At 65.7% G+C, this 16,373-nt stretch carries 15 protein-coding genes and 1 tRNA gene; 7 read left to right on the top strand and 9 right to left on the bottom strand.

What is annotated here, in order from left to right; translation table 11 throughout:
* The 3 genes from SPHV1_RS15530 to msrB all read left to right on the top strand — a co-directional run bounded on the left by SPHV1_RS15530 (position 1) and on the right by msrB (position 2,865).
* Entirely contained in the window at positions 1 to 1,011 is a 1,011-nt protein-coding gene (locus tag SPHV1_RS15530; protein WP_054946942.1) for an ABC transporter ATP-binding protein, read from the top strand.
* Positions 1,008 to 2,264 carry an ABC transporter permease gene (locus tag SPHV1_RS15525; protein WP_054946941.1) on the top strand — a complete coding sequence of 419 codons (1,257 nt, stop codon included), beginning with the start codon at positions 1,008 to 1,010 and terminating at the stop codon, positions 2,262 to 2,264. The genes SPHV1_RS15530 and SPHV1_RS15525 overlap by 4 nt, the downstream gene beginning before the upstream one ends.
* Positions 2,265 to 2,373: 109 nt before the next feature.
* Positions 2,374 to 2,865 (top strand): peptide-methionine (R)-S-oxide reductase MsrB, encoded by a 492-nt coding sequence (msrB, locus tag SPHV1_RS15520; protein WP_054946940.1) that lies wholly within the window; start codon positions 2,374 to 2,376, stop codon positions 2,863 to 2,865.
* A gap of 19 nt (positions 2,866 to 2,884) precedes the next feature.
* Here msrB and SPHV1_RS15515 read toward each other — a convergent pair whose 3' ends face one another.
* Both SPHV1_RS15515 and SPHV1_RS15510 read right to left on the bottom strand, forming a co-directional pair.
* Entirely contained in the window at positions 2,885 to 3,514 is a 630-nt protein-coding gene (locus SPHV1_RS15515) for a PilZ domain-containing protein (protein WP_054946939.1), read from the bottom strand.
* Between the two features lie 148 nt (positions 3,515 to 3,662).
* Positions 3,663 to 3,747 (bottom strand) — tRNA-Leu (locus SPHV1_RS15510).
* A 219-nt stretch (positions 3,748 to 3,966) separates the two neighbouring features.
* Here SPHV1_RS15510 and SPHV1_RS15505 point away from each other — a divergent pair.
* Complete coding sequence (locus tag SPHV1_RS15505; protein ID WP_054946938.1) at positions 3,967 to 5,028, top strand: hypothetical protein; 1,062 nt, start codon at positions 3,967 to 3,969, stop codon at positions 5,026 to 5,028.
* 127 nt (positions 5,029 to 5,155) lie between these two features.
* Here SPHV1_RS15505 and SPHV1_RS15500 read toward each other — a convergent pair whose 3' ends face one another.
* Complete coding sequence (locus SPHV1_RS15500; protein WP_013831643.1) at positions 5,156 to 5,437, bottom strand: integration host factor subunit beta; 282 nt, start codon at positions 5,435 to 5,437, stop codon at positions 5,156 to 5,158.
* Between the two features lie 258 nt (positions 5,438 to 5,695).
* Here SPHV1_RS15500 and SPHV1_RS15495 point away from each other — a divergent pair, with 258 nt between their 5' ends.
* The 3 genes from SPHV1_RS15495 (at position 5,696) to SPHV1_RS15485 (ending at position 10,124) form a co-directional block, all read left to right on the top strand.
* Complete coding sequence (locus tag SPHV1_RS15495; protein WP_054946937.1) at positions 5,696 to 7,351, top strand: peptide MFS transporter; 1,656 nt, start codon at positions 5,696 to 5,698, stop codon at positions 7,349 to 7,351.
* Between the two features lie 68 nt (positions 7,352 to 7,419).
* Positions 7,420 to 8,799, top strand: coding sequence for an amidohydrolase (locus SPHV1_RS15490; protein WP_054946969.1), 1,380 nt, complete (start codon positions 7,420 to 7,422; stop codon positions 8,797 to 8,799).
* Positions 8,796 to 10,124: an amidohydrolase family protein gene (locus tag SPHV1_RS15485; RefSeq protein ID WP_054946936.1), complete on the top strand. Its 1,329-nt coding sequence runs from the start codon at positions 8,796 to 8,798 to the stop codon at positions 10,122 to 10,124. Before SPHV1_RS15490 ends, SPHV1_RS15485 begins: the two co-directional genes overlap by 4 nt.
* A gap of 106 nt (positions 10,125 to 10,230) precedes the next feature.
* Here SPHV1_RS15485 and dxs read toward each other — a convergent pair whose 3' ends face one another.
* The 6 genes from dxs to SPHV1_RS15455 form a co-directional block, all read right to left on the bottom strand.
* A complete protein-coding gene (gene dxs, locus SPHV1_RS15480; protein ID WP_054946935.1) occupies positions 10,231 to 12,153 on the bottom strand; it encodes a 1-deoxy-D-xylulose-5-phosphate synthase in 1,923 nt (640 codons plus the stop codon).
* 113 nt (positions 12,154 to 12,266) lie between these two features.
* On the bottom strand, positions 12,267 to 12,728 hold the full coding sequence (locus SPHV1_RS15475) for a Fur family transcriptional regulator (RefSeq protein WP_013831647.1): 462 nt from the start codon (positions 12,726 to 12,728) through the stop codon (positions 12,267 to 12,269).
* An 80-nt stretch (positions 12,729 to 12,808) separates the two neighbouring features.
* Positions 12,809 to 13,000: a hypothetical protein gene (locus SPHV1_RS15470; protein WP_054946934.1), complete on the bottom strand. Its 192-nt coding sequence runs from the start codon at positions 12,998 to 13,000 to the stop codon at positions 12,809 to 12,811.
* Between the two features lie 176 nt (positions 13,001 to 13,176).
* Positions 13,177 to 13,362 (bottom strand): hypothetical protein, encoded by a 186-nt coding sequence (locus tag SPHV1_RS15465; protein WP_054946933.1) that lies wholly within the window; start codon positions 13,360 to 13,362, stop codon positions 13,177 to 13,179.
* 19 nt (positions 13,363 to 13,381) lie between these two features.
* Complete coding sequence (purH, locus tag SPHV1_RS15460; RefSeq protein ID WP_054946932.1) at positions 13,382 to 14,974, bottom strand: bifunctional phosphoribosylaminoimidazolecarboxamide formyltransferase/IMP cyclohydrolase; 1,593 nt, start codon at positions 14,972 to 14,974, stop codon at positions 13,382 to 13,384.
* Positions 14,975 to 15,074: 100 nt separating this feature from the next.
* Positions 15,075 to 16,310, bottom strand: coding sequence for a dicarboxylate/amino acid:cation symporter (locus tag SPHV1_RS15455; protein ID WP_054946931.1), 1,236 nt, complete (start codon positions 16,308 to 16,310; stop codon positions 15,075 to 15,077).
* Positions 16,311 to 16,373: the final 63 nt, after the last annotated feature.

Raw genomic sequence — 16,373 nt, 5'->3', positions numbered from 1 at the left:
ATGAATGTCGCACTAGGAGATTGGCGAGTGGCGGGCAATGACCAGGCTGCCTGTGCCGATGGGCCTGACTTCGGGCCGCTCGCCATCGAGGCGCGGGGACTGGTCAAGCGCTTCGACGGGGTAACGGCCGTCGACGGCGTCGATCTCACCGTGCCGCGCGGCGCGGTCTACGGGATTCTCGGTCCGAACGGTGCCGGCAAGACGACGACGCTGCGCATGCTGCTGGGCATCATCGATCCCGACCAGGGCTATCGCCGCATTCTGGGCGCGGATCGTCCGCATGACGTTGCCCATGCCATCGGCTACCTGCCCGAGGAGCGCGGTCTCTATCCCGCGATGAAGGCGGTGGATGCAATCGCCTTCGTCGGCGCCTTGCGCGGCTTGCCGCTGAAGGAGGGCCGCCGGCGCGGGCGCGAACTGCTCGAACAGCATGGTCTGGGCTATGCTGCCGACCGGCAGATCCGGCAGCTTTCCAAGGGCATGGCGCAGCAGGTGCAGATCCTCGGCACGCTCGTCCACAAGCCGCGGCTGGTGATCTTCGACGAACCGTTTTCCGGGCTCGATGCCCTCAACCAGGGCAAGCTCGAGAGCATGATGCGCGGTCTTGCGCAGGACGGGACGACGGTGATCTTCTCCACCCATGTCATCGCCCATGCAGAGCGACTGTGCGACGAAGTGGCGATCATCGCCGCGGGCAAGGTGCCTTTCGCCGGGCCGGTCGACGTCGCGCGTGATCGCATTCCCGCGCAGGTCCGGCTGGAGACGCGCGCGCAGGACGGGGCGTGGCGCGGGGCACTGCCTGCCGATGCGCGCCATGAAGGCAGCTTCTGGTTCTTCTCGCTGCCCGATACCGGGATCGAGCCGCTGCTGCGCGCCCTGATCGAAGGGGAAGCGGGCATTCACTCTCTTTCGATCGAGCGGGCGGGCCTGCACGATGCCTTCGTGGCGATTGCCGGCGAGGCTGCGGCGCGGGCGCTGGAACAGGAAAAGCCGGAGGAACTGAACCGATGACCCGCCCCCGCGGCAGACTGTCGATCGCCCGCGCCGCATGGGTCGTTGCCCGGCGCGATTTCGTGGCGATCCTGATGAGCCGGACCTTCTTCTTCTTCCTGCTGGGGCCATTGTTCCCGCTGGTCGTCGGCGGACTGGCCGGCAGCGTCGGTCAGCGCGTGCAGCAGACGGCGGACAATCCCCATGTCGCCATCGTCATGCAGGGCGACGATGCAGAGGCGATGCGGGCGGCCCGGGATCGGCTGGCGGCCAATATCGGCGGCCTTCTGCCCGATTTCCTGATCCTGCGGCGACTGGAGCCGGGCGAGCGGTTCGATCCGCGCGCCATCGTCGACGGTGGCAGGGCCAATGTCGCGGCGGTGCTTTCGGGGACGCCGCAGGCGCCGGTTCTCACCGGCCCGGAAGACCAGATCGAACGCTGGCGCGGCCCGGTGGCGCTCATCGCTTCGGAAGCGCTGGCGCCGCGCGAACGGGCGCTGCCCGAAGTGCGGCTGGACCGAACCGTGACGAGCAACGCCAATGAGCGCAAGGGCCAGCTCAGGACCGCGCAATCCGCGCAGATGCTGCTGTTCCTGTTGACGATGATGCTGGCGGGCATGGTCCTGTCCAACCTCGTCGAGGAAAAGGGCAACAAGATCATCGAGGTTCTTGCCGCGGCGATTCCGATGGAAGCGGTGTTCTTCGGCAAGCTTTTCGCGATGCTCGGCGTGTCCTTCGTCGGCATCTCCGTCTGGGGCGCGGTCGGGGCGGCGCTCTATGTCGCGGCGGGATCGGCGGTGCCGCAATTGCCCGATCCGGCGGTCGGCTGGCCGATGCTCCTGGCGCTTGGCGTCGTCTATTTCGCCATGGCCTACCTGCTGCTCGGCTCGGTCTTCCTCGCGATCGGTTCGATGGCCACGACGGTGCGCGAGGTCCAGACCCTGTCGATGCCGGTCACGATGCTGCAGCTTCTGGTCTTCTTCTTCGCCAGCTTTGCGATGACCCAGCCCGGTTCGTTCATGGAGATCGCCGCAGTGTTCTTCCCGTTCAGTTCGCCTTTCGCGATGCTGGCGCGTGCCGCGCAGGACCCGGCGCTGTCGCCGCACCTGTTCGCGGTCATCTGGCAGGTGATCTGGGTCGGTCTGCTGGTACGCTTCGGTTCGGCGCTGTTCAGGCGCAGGGTGATGAAATCGGGGCCGGGTTCATCGGCCGGGCGCGGCGGGCTCACGGCGTTGCTGCGCCGGGCTTCGGGAAAGGCGGCGCAAGGCGCCTGAGCGCGGGCCATTAAGGCTAGGTATTGAATTCGCGAGGTATGTTCCGATCTCGTGCCAGTCTGCGCATAGCCCGCAGGCGCCCTGCCGTGCCCGTAACAGGAGAACCCGGATGCCTCTTGCCACCTCGCGCCGCGAATTGCTTGCCTGGCTGGGAATAGGGGCGGCCCTGCCGGTGCTGACCGCGTGCGGCAGCGGCGAGGCCGAAGCGAAGACCTATCCTGTCAGCTACAGCGAGGCGGAATGGCGCAAGCGCCTGACGCGCGAGCAATTCCAGATCCTTCGCGAAGCGGGCACCGAGCGACCCTATTCCTCACCGCTCAACAAGGAGCACCGCAAGGGTATTTTCGTCTGCGCGGCGGACGGTAACCCGCTGTTCTCCTCAGCGACGAAATTCGACAGCGGGACCGGCTGGCCCAGCTTCTGGAAGCCGTTGTCCGGCGCGGTGGGGACCTCGACCGACTACAAGCTCGGTTATCCACGCACCGAAGTGCATTGCGCCAAGTGCGGTGGGCACCTGGGCCATGTTTTCGACGATGGACCCAAGCCGACCGGCAAGCGCTATTGCATGAACGGGGCGGCGATGAAGTTCCGGCCCGCGTGATTACGCCTGTCTTGCCGGCTCAGGCCGTGCCCGGACCCTGCAACTGCATGCGGTAGACGCGCTGGGCCAGTTCTTCCATGCTCATGAGCTGCCGGAAGACCAGACCATAGGCCGGGTGCTTGCGCCAGCATACGGTGGCTTCGAATTCGGGAAGATGATCCCCGCCGATCCGGATCGTCTGGCCGATCGCCAGATGCTGCGACGTTTCGATGCGCGCGCCCTGGCGCGACAGGTCGCAGACCGTTGCGGAAGCCGTCGTACCGGCGAAGGACAGGGTGACTCCGTGGTTGACCCTGATCCGGACCGGCCGCTTGGGGAACGGACCCGCTTCGGCGATGAAACGCATGATATCGACCGAATCGAGGAACCTGACACCGGCTTCGCCGTCCTTTTCCCAGACCTTCTCGATCCCGAACTGTTCGCCGGTCGCGATTTCGAGCGCCAATGGCTCGTCGTTGACGACCGGATGGAAGATCTTCAGCTTCGCGCCGCTTTCGGAAACGTCCCTGACGATGCAGAGAAATTCGCCACTGGGGCCGACAAGCTTGGCGCTGCGCAGCATGAGCGCAAAGCGCGGCTGAATGCGCTTTTCGTTGTGGTCGTCGATTTGACCTGCCTCGGGCTCGGACAGAATTCCCGGGTATTTCATTGCGAGCGTACCCCCCATGGTACTCGCGCTCTGGCGACACCTGTTGCTACGATCTGCATTGCCGAAGACAACTGCAGTACGGTTTTATCACCTTTGCATGGTTTCGATCCGGTAAACACCCGGATCAGCGCAGGTCCGGGGTGTTTTTTGGTGCGGACGGCGGGACTCGAACCCGCACTGGGATACCCAAGCGGATTTTAAGTCCGCAGCGTCTACCATTCCGCCACGTCCGCACGTCGCAGGAAAACGGCTCCTAGCTGGCTGCGTGCCGCTGCGCAATCCGCATACAGTGCCCGGGCGCGCGGTGTTGCATCTGCAGGGCTATCGCCCGAAGTCCTATGGTTAAATCAGGCTTAAGGTCCAAACTTAAAGAAATATCAATGCGCTGGCCGCAGTCCTGCGGCAACCCCCCGCCCTCTCGTCGACCTGCCGTAACGAAAGGATGGAACTGCATGACTGGACTGCTCACGCGCCGTGGACTCATCGGGACAGCCGCCGCCGGAATAGTGCTGAGGCCATCGCTGATCTGGGCGCAGAATGCCTACCAGACGATCATCGACGGGCGCACGTTCCGGGGCACGCGTTCGCCCGGCGGGTCGGGTACCGATGGCGGCACGGCGATCAAGGCCGAGAGCAACACCCTTATTCGCAACTGCTATTTTCTCGACCTGGGCAATGGCGCGATCCGCTTTTTCCATACGACGACCGAGAATGTCGCCATCGAGGACTGCCAGGTCGCCAACATGTACCGCTTCATCGAGAACTGGTCCTGGAACCATCCCGATGTGCCCGCGCCGGTCAGCGACTTTACCGTCCGGCGCGTCAATGCCGCCCGGCTGGCGCGCAACTTCATGCGGGTCCGCTATGGCTCGACGCGCGGGCTGATCGAGGATGTCGTGGCGCGGGGCAATGGCGAATGCGCGAACTATTGCGTCGGTTTCGCGCTCGACGATGAGGCGCACGACATCGTCTATCGCCGTGTCGAGGCGCACGATTTCTGCGAAACCCAGCGTCCGTCCGACCAGTACTGGAATGGTGACGGCTTCTCCGACGAGCGCGGGAACAGCAAGATTCGCTACTATTCCTGTGTGGCAACCGGATCGAGCGACGGGGGCTTCGACACCAAGTCGCAGGACGTCTACATGGAAAACTGCCTTTCGAGCGGGAACAAGCTCAACTACCGGCTCTGGAATACCGGCACGCTCAAGAACTGCCGCAGCGAAAATCCGGTCAAGCGCGGCGGCACCGGCTGGATCGGGCATTTTTCGTTCTTCGGAGGAAGCGGTCCGAACTACGTGCTCGACAGTCCGGTGGTTCGCGCCGATGCCACCAACAAGGCGCCGGTTCTTTACTTCCAGTCGAGCGTGCCGGCGACGGTCACCATCTACAATGCCGATATCGATGCCCCGGGCGCGGCGCTGATTCAGGTAGACAAGGGGCGACCGGCGCCCACCATCAAGTGGGTTCCCGAACGCAGCCAGCAGAAAATCCGCGTCGCGCGCGATTATGCGTAAGAGTTGATCCCGGCGTGGGCCAGGTCAGGGCATGAGCGGGGAATCTGGCAAAGGGACGCATGCGGGCGCTTCGACGGGCTCGGCCTGCGGGGGATGACAGGCTCGTCGAAGTTTGCCCGCGCGCGGCTTAGCTGACGTTCAGCTTGGCGCGCATTTCCTTGCCGGGCTTGAAATAGGGCACCTTCTTCTCGGGAACTTCCACGGTTTCCCCGGTGCGCGGGTTGCGGCCCTTGCGGCTGTCGCGGTGGCGGGTGGAGAAGGCGCCGAAGCCGCGCAGTTCGACGCGGCCACCATCGGCGAGGCGCTGGGCAATCTCGTCGAAGAAGGTATCGAGCGCACGCTCGACGTCTTCGGTTCGCAGCTCAGGGTTGTCCTTCGCCAGGGCCTGCAGCAGTTCCGATCTGATCATTTCAACGTCCCCCCAAAAAAATCTTCATGGCTTGGGCGAATCACAAAATTTCGTGAACTTTGCCGATTGCGAAAAGAGAAAATGCCATTCCACGGCTTTATGCGCAATGGCTTAGCAGTAATCCCTTAGAATGCACCCTTAAGCACAGGGTGGGGGGGGCCGCGCTGCGGGCCCCCCCCATTTACACCCTCGTTTTGTCCGCTACCTTGCCCCCCTTCATACCTTCTCTGCCGTCAAGGAAAGGCCACAAGAGGTCGCATGAAGGACATAACAAACTGGAACGAGGGTGACTGGATCGCGGCAATCGCTGCGCTTGCCCTGTTCGCTACGCTCGCCATCGGCGGCCTCATCGCCACCCGCAAGAGCGAGGAATTCGTCGGCCACCCCCGGGGCCTGTTCGTGCTGTTCTATGCCGAGATGTGGGAGCGCTTCTCCTACTACGGCATGCGCGCGCTGCTGATCCTTTACCTGACGAAGTTCTGGCTGTTCAACGACGGCGACGCCTCGCTGATCTACGGGGGCTATACCAGCCTCGTCTACATTACCCCGGTGCTGGGCGGCTACCTTGCCGACCGCTGGCTGGGCCAGCGCAAGGCGGTGCTGTTCGGCGGCGTCGTGCTGGCGCTCGGCCACCTGTTCATGGCCTGGGAAGGCATGCAGGGCGTGGCCGATCCGGCCGTCAAGCAGGCGGATCCGGCGATCAACGTGTTCTGGCTGGCGCTCTCGCTGATCATCGTCGGCTCTGGCTTCCTCAAGGCCAATATCTCGGTGATTGTCGGCCAGCTCTACAAGATGACCGATGCCCGCCGCGATTCGGCCTACACGATCTTCTACATGGGCGTGAACGTCGGTGCGGCGCTCGGCACGATCCTCGTCGGTTACCTGGGCGAAACGATCGGCTGGTCCTGGGGCTTCGGCCTCGCCGGCATCGGCATGGTGCTGGGCCTGATCATCTTCGTCGTCGGCAAACCGGCACTGCTGGGGCAGGGCGAGCCGCCCAGGCCGCTGCAGAAGAACAACGAGTTCAAGCTCTACGGCACCGGCATTGCTGCAGTCGCGGTAATCTGGTTCCTGATCCAGTACGTGGACGTGATCCAGAACCTGCTGATCATCACTGGCGTCGCGATGCTCGCCTACACGCTCTACGAAGCCTTCAAGCTTCCCAAGGAGCCGCGTGAACGCATCTTCGCGATCCTCTTCCTGATCGCGCTCAACCCCGTGTTCTGGGGCCTGTTCGAGCAGGCGGGCGGTTCGCTCAGCCTCTACACCGACAAGTACGTCGATCGTGGCGGCGTCCCGACCAGCCTGTTCCAGTCGATCAACCCGATCTACATCGTGCTCTTCGCGCCGCTCTTTGCCGGTCTCTGGCAGATCCTCGCCAAGCGCGGGCTGGAACCTTCGGCGCCGGCCAAGTTCGGCCTTGCGCTGGTCCAGGTCGGCCTTGGCTTCCTCGTCTTCGTCTGGGGCGCGGGCACCGGCGATCCGGCGGTGATGACCTCGGTCGTCTTCGTCTTCCTGATCTACCTGCTGCACACCACCGGTGAACTGTGTCTCTCGCCCGTCGGCCTCTCGGCCATGACGCGGCTGGCCCCGGCGCATCTGGGCAGCTTCATCATGGGCGCTTGGTTCTACATGACCGCGGTGGGCAACTTCGTCGCCGGCAAGATCGGCGAAGCGACCGGCGGTGAAAGCGGCGAGATGTCGAAGGACCTCACGCTGGCAATCTACAGCAAGATCGGCTGGGTCACGATCGGCATTGCCGTCGTCGTCCTGCTGCTCTCGCCGATCGTCAAGCGCTGGATGCATCTCGATTCGCTCGAAGATCGCGATCACGACGATGGCCTGATGGGTCAGGGCGAAGTCGGGCTCGAGGCGCAGGAAGCCGGGATGCACCCGGAAAACCGGCCGACCTGAACGACGCAAATGCGACGGCCCGGGTGGAAACGCCCGGGCCGCTCTTTTTGGTGAACAGGGGTTTTGTCATGAAAGTACCGCCCGCATTGCGGCCATGGACCGGTGTGCTTGCGCTGGGCATCGCCCTCGCGCTGCCGACCGGTGGCGCGCTGGCCAGGAAGAAGGACAAGGAAGCGGCGGTCGAGACGCCCTATCCTTCGACCTATAGGCCCTATCCAGGCAGGCCCACCGCACTGGTCGGCGCGACGGTCTATGACGGTCGCGGCGGGCGCATCGATAACGGCACGGTGCTGTTCGAGAACGGCAGGCTCGTTGCCGTGGGCGGGCCCGACCTTGCGGTGCCCGATGGCTACATCCGCTTCGATGCCGCGGGCAAGTTCGTCACCCCCGGGGTGATCGACGCGCACTCCCACCTGGGCGACTATCCCTCACCCTCCGTCGACGCCCTGGCCGACGGTAACGAGGCGACCAGCCCGACCACGCCTGAAGTCTGGGCCGAGCACTCGGTCTGGCCGCAGGACCCCGGTTTCACCCGCGCCCTTACCAATGGCGGGGTTACCTCGCTGATGGTCCTGCCCGGCTCGGCCAATCTCATGGGCGGACGTTCGGTCACGCTCAAGAACGTGCCGAGCCTGACGGTGCAGGGGATGAAGTTCCCCGGCGCCCCCTATTCGCTGAAGATGGCCTGCGGCGAGAACCCGAAACGCGTCTATGGATCGAAGGGCCAGAAGCCCTCGACCCGCATGGGCAACTTCGCTGTCGACCGGCAGACGTGGCTCGATGCCAAGAAGTACGCCAAGGACGAAGAGCGCGACCGCGACCTCGCGAACGAGACGCTGGTCGGCGTGCTCGACGGCGAGATCCTCGTGCAGAACCACTGCTACCGCGCCGACGAGATGGCGCTGGTGATCGATATGGCCAAGGAGATGGGCTACAAGGTCGCCGCGTTCCACCATGCGGTGGAGGCTTACAAGATCGGCGACCTGCTCAAGCAGAACGACATCTGCGCTGCCGTCTGGGCCGACTGGTACGGCTTCAAGATGGAAGCCTACGATGCCATTCCCGAAAACGCGGCGCTGCTGCAGAAGGAAGGCGTCTGCGTGATCATCCACTCCGATAGCGAAAACGGCATCCAGCGTCTCAACCAGGAAGCGGCCAAGGCGCAGGCGGACGGCCGGCGCATCGGTATCGACATTCCCGACGCACAGGTGGTGAGCTGGTTCACCTATAACCCGGCCAAGGCGATGGGCGTTTCCGATCGGACCGGCAGCCTGGAATCCGGCAAGATGGCTGACGTCGTCCTGTGGAACGGCAATCCGCTCTCGGTCTATACCCGTCCGGAGAAAGTCTGGATCGACGGGGCGCTGATGTATGACGCGCTCGATCCCAAGCGCCGCCCGGTGAGCGACTTCGAATTGGGCCAGCCCGGTGAAGGAGATGTGAAGTGAAGCGCCTCTCCGTCACCATTACCGTCGCGCTTGCCGGTGCCGCGGCGCTCGCAGTGCCCTCGTTCGTCTCCGCGCAGGACTTCGCCATTACCAATGCCACGGTTGCCACCGGCGACGGCAGTGCGCCCATCGAGGGCGGCACTGTCGTCGTTCGCGGCGGCAAGGTCGTTGCCGCCGGGGCGGGTGTGGCCGTGCCTGCAGGCGTCGAGGTGATCGACGGCAGCGGCAAATGGGTCACCCCCGGCATCTTCGCGAACTATACCGACCTGGGCCTCTTCGACGTGCAGGAAGTGAGCGAGAGCGACGACCGCGGATCGGATGGATCGCCGTTCAACGCCGCGCTGGACGTCGCGCCCGCGATCAATCCGGCGAACGAGCACATCGCCATCAGCCGCGAAGGCGGGGTGACGCGTGCCAGCGTGACGCCGTTCAACGGCAATTCGATCTTCGCCGGGCAGGGCGCACTGATCGATCTCGGCGCCGATCCCGACGCGGTGACGAAGGCCCGAGCCTTCCAGGTTGTCGCGCTGGGTGAAGGCGGGGCGAAGCTCGCCGGCGGCAGCCGCGTCGCGGCTTACGTCGCCTTGCGCAATGCCCTGCGCGAGGCAAAGGACGTTGCGGCCATGACACCGGGCGCGGATCGCAAGTCGGACGCGATGCTGACGCGCGCCGATGCCGCTGCGCTGGCACCGGTCATCGCCGGGACGCAGCCGCTCTACGTCGAAGTGGAACGCGCGGCCGACATCCGCTCGGTACTCTCGTTGAAGCGCGATTTTCCCAAGCTCGACCTCGTGCTGGTCGGTGCGAGCGAAGGCTGGCTCGTCGCCGGCGAGATCGCAACGGCAGGCGTGCCGGTGATCGCCATGGCGCTGAATGACCTGCCTGCGCAGTTCGACCGCATCGCTGCCACTCAATCCAATGTCGGCCGGATGAAGCGGGCAGGCGTCAAGGTCGCGATCGGCATGCTCGCGAACGACAACCAACCGCGTTACGCACCGCAGGAGGCCGGCAACCTCGTCGCGCTGAACAGGATCCCCGGCGCGGCAGGCCTGAGCTGGGGAGAGGCACTGGCTGCGATCACCTCGGTCCCTGCCGAGATCAGCGGCATGGACGGTCGCAACGGCCACATGCGCGCCGGCGTCCTGGCGCCCGGCGCGGTGGGCGACGTGGTGGTCTGGGACGGCGATCCGCTGGAACTGTCCTCGGCGCCGCTCCAGGTATGGATCGACGGCGTCAAGCAGCCGCTGGACAATCACCAGAGCCGCCTGAAGGAACGCTACAAGGACCTCGACCGGACCTACCTGCCCAAGGCCTACGACTGGTAACCCGGCTCGCAATCACGAAGAAGCGGCGCGCGACCACCGCGCAAAGTTCACCCTGAATGGGACTTGCGCGCGAGGGGCCGCCGCAGGCGCCCCCTGCGCCTGCCGGTCAGGCGCGCGCTTCGTTCACGCCCGCGCTGTTGTGGCGCAGCGCCTTGAGCACGGTGTCGACGATCTGCGGGGCGTTCAGCCCGGCCTCGTCGTACTGCGCTTCGGGCTTGTCGTGGTCCTGGAACACGTCCGGCAGGCGCATGGTGCGGATCCTGAGGCCGTTGTCGGTCAGGCCTTCGTCGCTCGCCATGGTGAGGACGTGCGCGCCAAGGCCGCCGATCGCGCCTTCCTCGACAGTGACGACCACTTCGTGGCTGAGCATCAGCTTTCGGATCAGTTCGCTGTCGATCGGCTTGGCGAAGCGCAGGTCTGCAACGGTGGTCGAAAGGCCCTTGGCTTCCAGCGCGTCGGCTGCCTTCAGCGCCTCGCCGAGGCGGGTGCCGAGGGAGAGCAGGGCGACCTTGGTGCCTTCCCGAACGATGCGTCCCTTGCCGATTTCCAGCACTTCGGGCTTGTCGGGAAGGGCGACGCCGGTGCCGTTGCCGCGCGGATAGCGAAAGGCGATCGGGCCGCTGTCATGCTGCGTGGCGGTGTGGACCATGTGGACCAGTTCCGCTTCGTCGGCGGCGGCCATGACCACGAAGTTGGGGAGCGTCGCCAGATAGGTCACGTCGAAAGAACCTGCATGGGTTGCCCCGTCGGCACCGACGAGGCCGGCACGGTCGATGGCGAAGCGCACCGGCAGGTTCTGGATCGCGACATCGTGCACGACCTGGTCGAAGGCGCGCTGCAGGAACGTCGAGTAGATTGCGCAGAACGGGCGCATGCCCTGCGCGGCCAGACCGGCAGCGAAGGTCACCGCGTGCTGTTCGGCGATGCCGACGTCGAAGCTGCGGTCCGGGAACTGGCTGGCGAACTTGTCGAGCCCGGTGCCGGACGGCATGGCCGCCGTGATCGCGCAGACCCGCGGATCGTTCTGCGCCTCGGCGATCAGGGCCTTGGCAAATACGCCGGTATAGCTGGGCGGACCGGCAGGGGCCTTGGCCTGCTCGCCGGTGACGACATTAAATTTCTGTACACCGTGATATTTGTCCGCCGCTTCCTCGGCCGGGGCATAGCCCTTGCCCTTCTTGGTCACGACGTGAATCAGGATCGGACCCTCGGCAGCGTCGCGCACGTTCTCGAAAATCGGGATCAACTGGTCGAGGTTGTGGCCGTCGACCGGGCCGACGTAGTAAAAGCCCAGTTCCTCGAACAGGGTGCCGCCCATGGCCATGCCGCGGGCGAATTCGTCGGTCTTCTTCGCCGCGCGGTGCAGCGCTTCGGGCAGGCGGCGCGAAACCTTGCGCGCGAAGTCGCGGATGTTGAGGAACGGGCGTGAGGACACGAGCTGGGCCAGATAGGCGGAAAGCCCGCCTACCGGCGGGGCGATCGACATGTCGTTGTCGTTGAGGATCACGATCAGGCGGTTGCCCGCCTCGCGCGCGTTGTTCATCGCCTCGTAGGCCATGCCCGCGCTCATCGCGCCGTCGCCGATCACGGCGATGCCGCGGCCTGGCTGGCCCTTGATCTTGTTGGCGATGGCAAAGCCCAGCGCTGCCGAGATCGAGGTGGAGCTATGCGCGGTGCCGAAGGGATCGTATTCGCTTTCGCTGCGCTTGGTGAAGCCGGAGAGACCGCCGCCCTGGCGCAGGGTGCGGATGCGATCGCGCCGCCCGGTGAGGATCTTGTGCGGGTAGGCCTGGTGGCCGACGTCCCAGATCAGCCGGTCCTCGGGCGTGTTGAAGACGTAGTGAAGCGCCACTGTCAGCTCGACGACGCCGAGGCCGGAGCCGAGGTGGCCCCCGGTCTGGCCGACGGCGGAGATCATTTCCTCGCGCAGTTCATCGGCGAGCTGGCGCAACTGCGCGGGCTTGAGCCTGCGCAGGTCAACGGGCGTATCGACAGTGTCGAGGAGGGGCGTTGCCGGGTTGGCGGTCATGGATCGTGTCTACACGGATTGCGGGCAGGAGTCGAATACGCTGCCCTGCCGCATGGCGGACAACTTCGCAAGGCCGCGAGGGGCTTGGCGCACGTCGGGGCGTCGGCGCCGGGTCAGCTGCAGGCCGCGCAGGTTCCGCGCAGTTCCACCACCGGGCGCACATCGGCGAAGCCCGCGTCACGGGCCGCGGCGATCAGTGAACCGGTCAGCCGATCATCGTCGATGTGCACGATCTGGCCGCAGGAATCGCAGATCAGGAAGATGCAGTCGTGGCGGCAGCCGGGGTGGCTGTTGGCGACATAGGCATTGGCGCTTTCGACCCGCCGGGCCAGGTTGGTGCGCACGAAGAGGTCGAGGATGCGATAGACGCTGTTGGGCGCGACGCGCTTGCCGCGCAGCGCCGAGACGTTTTCGGCCAGGTCGTAGGCTGAGGCCGGGCGGTCATGTTCCGCCAGCGCGGCAAAGACGTCGGCGCGCATTTCGGTCCACTGCTCGCCGGCCTTGAGAAGCGCGGACTGCGCCGCCTTGACGAGCCCTTCGCCCGAATGTTCGTGATGTACGTGTCGTGTCGCCATGGCCGCAATATGGGGCCGGAACCGGCGGGAAGCAATCGCGGCGGGCCGGCAAGAGGCTCCGGCCTGTCCGGCGTCGCGCCTCAGCGCGTCGTCGCGGCCTCGGCGGGCGGGACGATGTTGTCGGCCAGCGAACTGCTGTGGTGAAGGCCCATCGAACCGAACACCAGCAGTGCGCCCCCGGCGAACCCGAGAGCGAAGAAGCGGTAGAAGTCGGCCTTGAAGAGTCCCATGTCCTGCGTAGCAATCCGTAGTTCGATTTCGATGCGGCCCACATGCCGCCAAAGTGCTTTCGGTCCAGTGAATAAACCCACATTTCGCATGATGCTGCGATCAGTCGCTCGCCGCTTGCGATGAATGGAGGGAACAATGAGGGCCGGAAGAGGCGCACGTGGTTTCGCGCCGGTTTCTGCCGGGATGGCCGGCGGTGCGGTCAGCCGGGGCGGAAGGCCTAGCCTGCGACGGCCAGTATCGACAGGCCGAGCAGCGGGACGGCGAGGCATCCGAAAGGCAGCGCCGCGGTGGCAAGGATCCGCCGTCTGCCGTGCACCTTGCCAAGGCGAAGGAGCACGGCAGCGGAAACCAGACCGGCCAGGAAGGCCAGTCCCAGAAGCGGTCCGAGCCAGTGCAGCCACATGGCCGTCCCGGCTCCGGTATCAGTGCTTGAAGTGGCGCATGCCGGTGAAGACCATTGCCAGGCCCGCCTCGTTGGCAGCCTTGATGACTTCATCGTCGCGGATCGAGCCGCCCGGCTGGATCACGGCGGTAACACCTGCCTCGGCTGCGGCGAGCAGGCCGTCGGCAAACGGGAAGAAGGCGTCCGATGCGACGGCCGAGCCGACCGTGCGCGGCTTGTCCCATCCGAACTTCTCGGCGGCCTCGGCGGCCTTCATCGCGGCAATGCGCGAGGAATCGCGGCGGTTCATCTGGCCTGCGCCGATGCCGGCGGTCACGCCGTCCCTGGCATAGACGATCGCGTTCGACTTGACGTGGCGCGCGACGGTCCAGGCGAAGAGGCAGTCCTTCAGTTCCTGGTCGGTCGGCTCGCGGTCGGTCACCACCTTGAGGTCGTCGAAGCCGATCGCACCGTTGTCGCGGCCCTGCACCAGCAGGCCGCCGGTGATCGGCTTTACGGAAAGGCCGCCGCGGCGCGGATCGGGCAGGTCGCCGGTCAGCAGCAGGCGCAGGTTCTTCTTCTTGGCGAAGAAGGCGCGGGCGTCATCGTCGGCATCGGGAGCGACGACGACTTCGGTGAAGATCTTGCAGATCGCTTCGGCCGTGGGCCCGTCGAGAGTCTGGTTGACCGCGACGATGCCGCCGAAGGCCGAAACGTCGTCACAGGCCAGCGCGCCTTCCCATGCCTCGAGCAGCGACTTGCCCTGGGCGACGCCGCAGGGATTGGCGTGCTTGACGATCACGACGGCCGGGTCCTGGCCCTTGAACTCGGCCGCGAGTTCGAAGGCGGCGTCGGCGTCGTTGTAATTGTTGTAGGACAGTTCCTTTCCCTGCACCTGCTCGCCCTGGGCGAGGCCGCGGGTGTAGGGGCCGACCGGCGTGTAGAGCGCGGCCTTCTGGTGCGGGTTCTCGCCATAGCGCAGTTCGGTCACGAGACGGCCATTGACGGCGAGCATCTCGGGGAAGGTCTGGCCCTGGTCGGAAAAGGCGAACCACTGCGAGATCATCGAATCGTAGGCGGCGGTCTGGGCGAAGGCGCGTGCGGCCATCAGCTTGCGGAAGGCCAGCGTGGTGCAGCCTTCGGTCGCTTCCAGCTCGACGAGCAGGCCTTCATAATCGCTGGGGTCGGTGACGATGGTGACATAGGCGTGGTTCTTCGCCGCCGAACGCACCATCGAGGGGCCGCCGATGTCGATGTTCTCGATGATCGTGTCGCGGTCCGCACCCTTGGCGACGGTAGCCTCGAAGGGGTAGAGGTTGACGACGACGAGGTCGATGGCGCCGATTTCGTGGTCGGCCATGGCCTTGGCGTGCTCGGGATTGTCACGCACCGCCAGCAGGCCGCCGTGGACCTTGGGGTGCAGCGTCTTGACGCGGCCGTCCATCATCTCCGGGAAATTGGTGACTTCCGAGATGTCCTTGACGGCAAGGCCGGCATCGCGAAGCGCCTTGGCGGTGCCGCCGGTCGAAACGAGTTCGACGCCGCGTTCGGCCAGCGCCTTGCCGAGTTCCGCAAGGCCGGTCTTGTCGGACACCGATAAGAGTGCGCGGCGGATCTGGACGGAATCGGTCATGACGGTGGTTTCCTGCAGTGATGGGAGTTTTCGGGCCCTCTAGGTCGAGACTCTCGCGGGGGCAAGATGGGGTGTTGCCCCATGGCCTGTAGCCCCAGATTTAGTCCTCTGTCGCGGCAGGTGCGCTCTGCCGAGAGATATCTACGCTCGCCGTGACCGCAACGTCCATGGTCACGTTCCCGACCGTGCGCATGATGTCGGGCAGCATCTCCACCGCGACCAGCACTACCAGCGGCCAGAGCGGCACGCCCATGGCCGCGGCGATCGGCGCGGTGGAAGCAATGAAGCTGACCGTGCCGGGCAGCGAGACCGAACCGAAGGTGGTGAGGAAGGCGACGAAGGCCCCGGCGGCGATGGCGCCGGGATGCAGCTCTGCCCCGGCCAGGTGCGCGGCATAGATGACGACGCCCACGTTCATCGCCGGGCTCGTCGCGCGAAAGATGGTCACGGCCAGCGGCAGGACGAATTCGGCTGTCGTCGTTGCGACGCCCAGCCGGCGGCACGAGGCGAGCATCGTCGGCAGGCTGGCGAGCGAGGACTGGGTGGAAATGGCGACGACTTGCGCGGGCAGGACCGCCGCCGCGAACCGGCCCGGCGACTTGCGCGCGATCACGGCAGCTAGCGGGTAGGCAAGGACCAGGAACACGGCCCCGCAGGTGCTGACCAGGACCATGTAGTGCGCCAGCGCGCCGATCGCGGCGAGGCCGCTGCGCGCGGCAAGGCCGAGGCCGAGGGCGAAGACGCCGATCGGCGCGACTTTCAGGACCCAGCCGATCAGGACCATCATCGCCCCGGCCAGCCCTTCGAACAGCAGGGCGAGTTGCCGGCGCGGCGCTTCGTCGAGCCGCAAGGAGGCGATGGCGAACAGGGCGACGAAGATGATGACCGGGAGCAGGGCATCGTTCGCAGCCGAGGTCACGACATTGGTCGGCATGATCGAGAGCAGGAAGTCGCCGATGCCGGGCACTTGCGGCGGGGCCTGGGTCCCGGGCACGGCGACGCCTTCGGGGGGCGGGCTGAAAGACAGCAGCAGCGGCATGACCGTCGCGCCGACGAAGGCGCTGAATGCAAGCGAGCCGAAGATGAAGCCCATCGTGCGCTTCGCCATGGCCTCGGCGCGGGCTGCGGCGGCAGTCTCGACGATACCCGTGAACAGCAGCCCGGCGACGAGCGGCAGGATCGTCATCTTGAGGGCCTGCAGCCACAGCGTGCCCACCGGTCCGGCAATCGCGAGCGCAGAGTCCATCTGCGGCGAGCCTGCGAGCAGCGCGCCGCAAACCAGACCCGCGACGAGACCGGCAAGCGTCAGCAGGCCGGGGACGCGGATCTCCGGCATCCGTGACGCGCTGCCTTTTCGGGATGTCTCGTTGCTCAGGATCGCACCAATGACTGGCCTTGT

Source organism: Novosphingobium sp. KN65.2 (assembly GCF_001368935.1).
In the GTDB taxonomy this organism is placed as follows: domain Bacteria; phylum Pseudomonadota; class Alphaproteobacteria; order Sphingomonadales; family Sphingomonadaceae; genus Novosphingobium; species Novosphingobium mathurense.
This window is presented reverse-complemented; position numbering and strand designations above follow the sequence as displayed.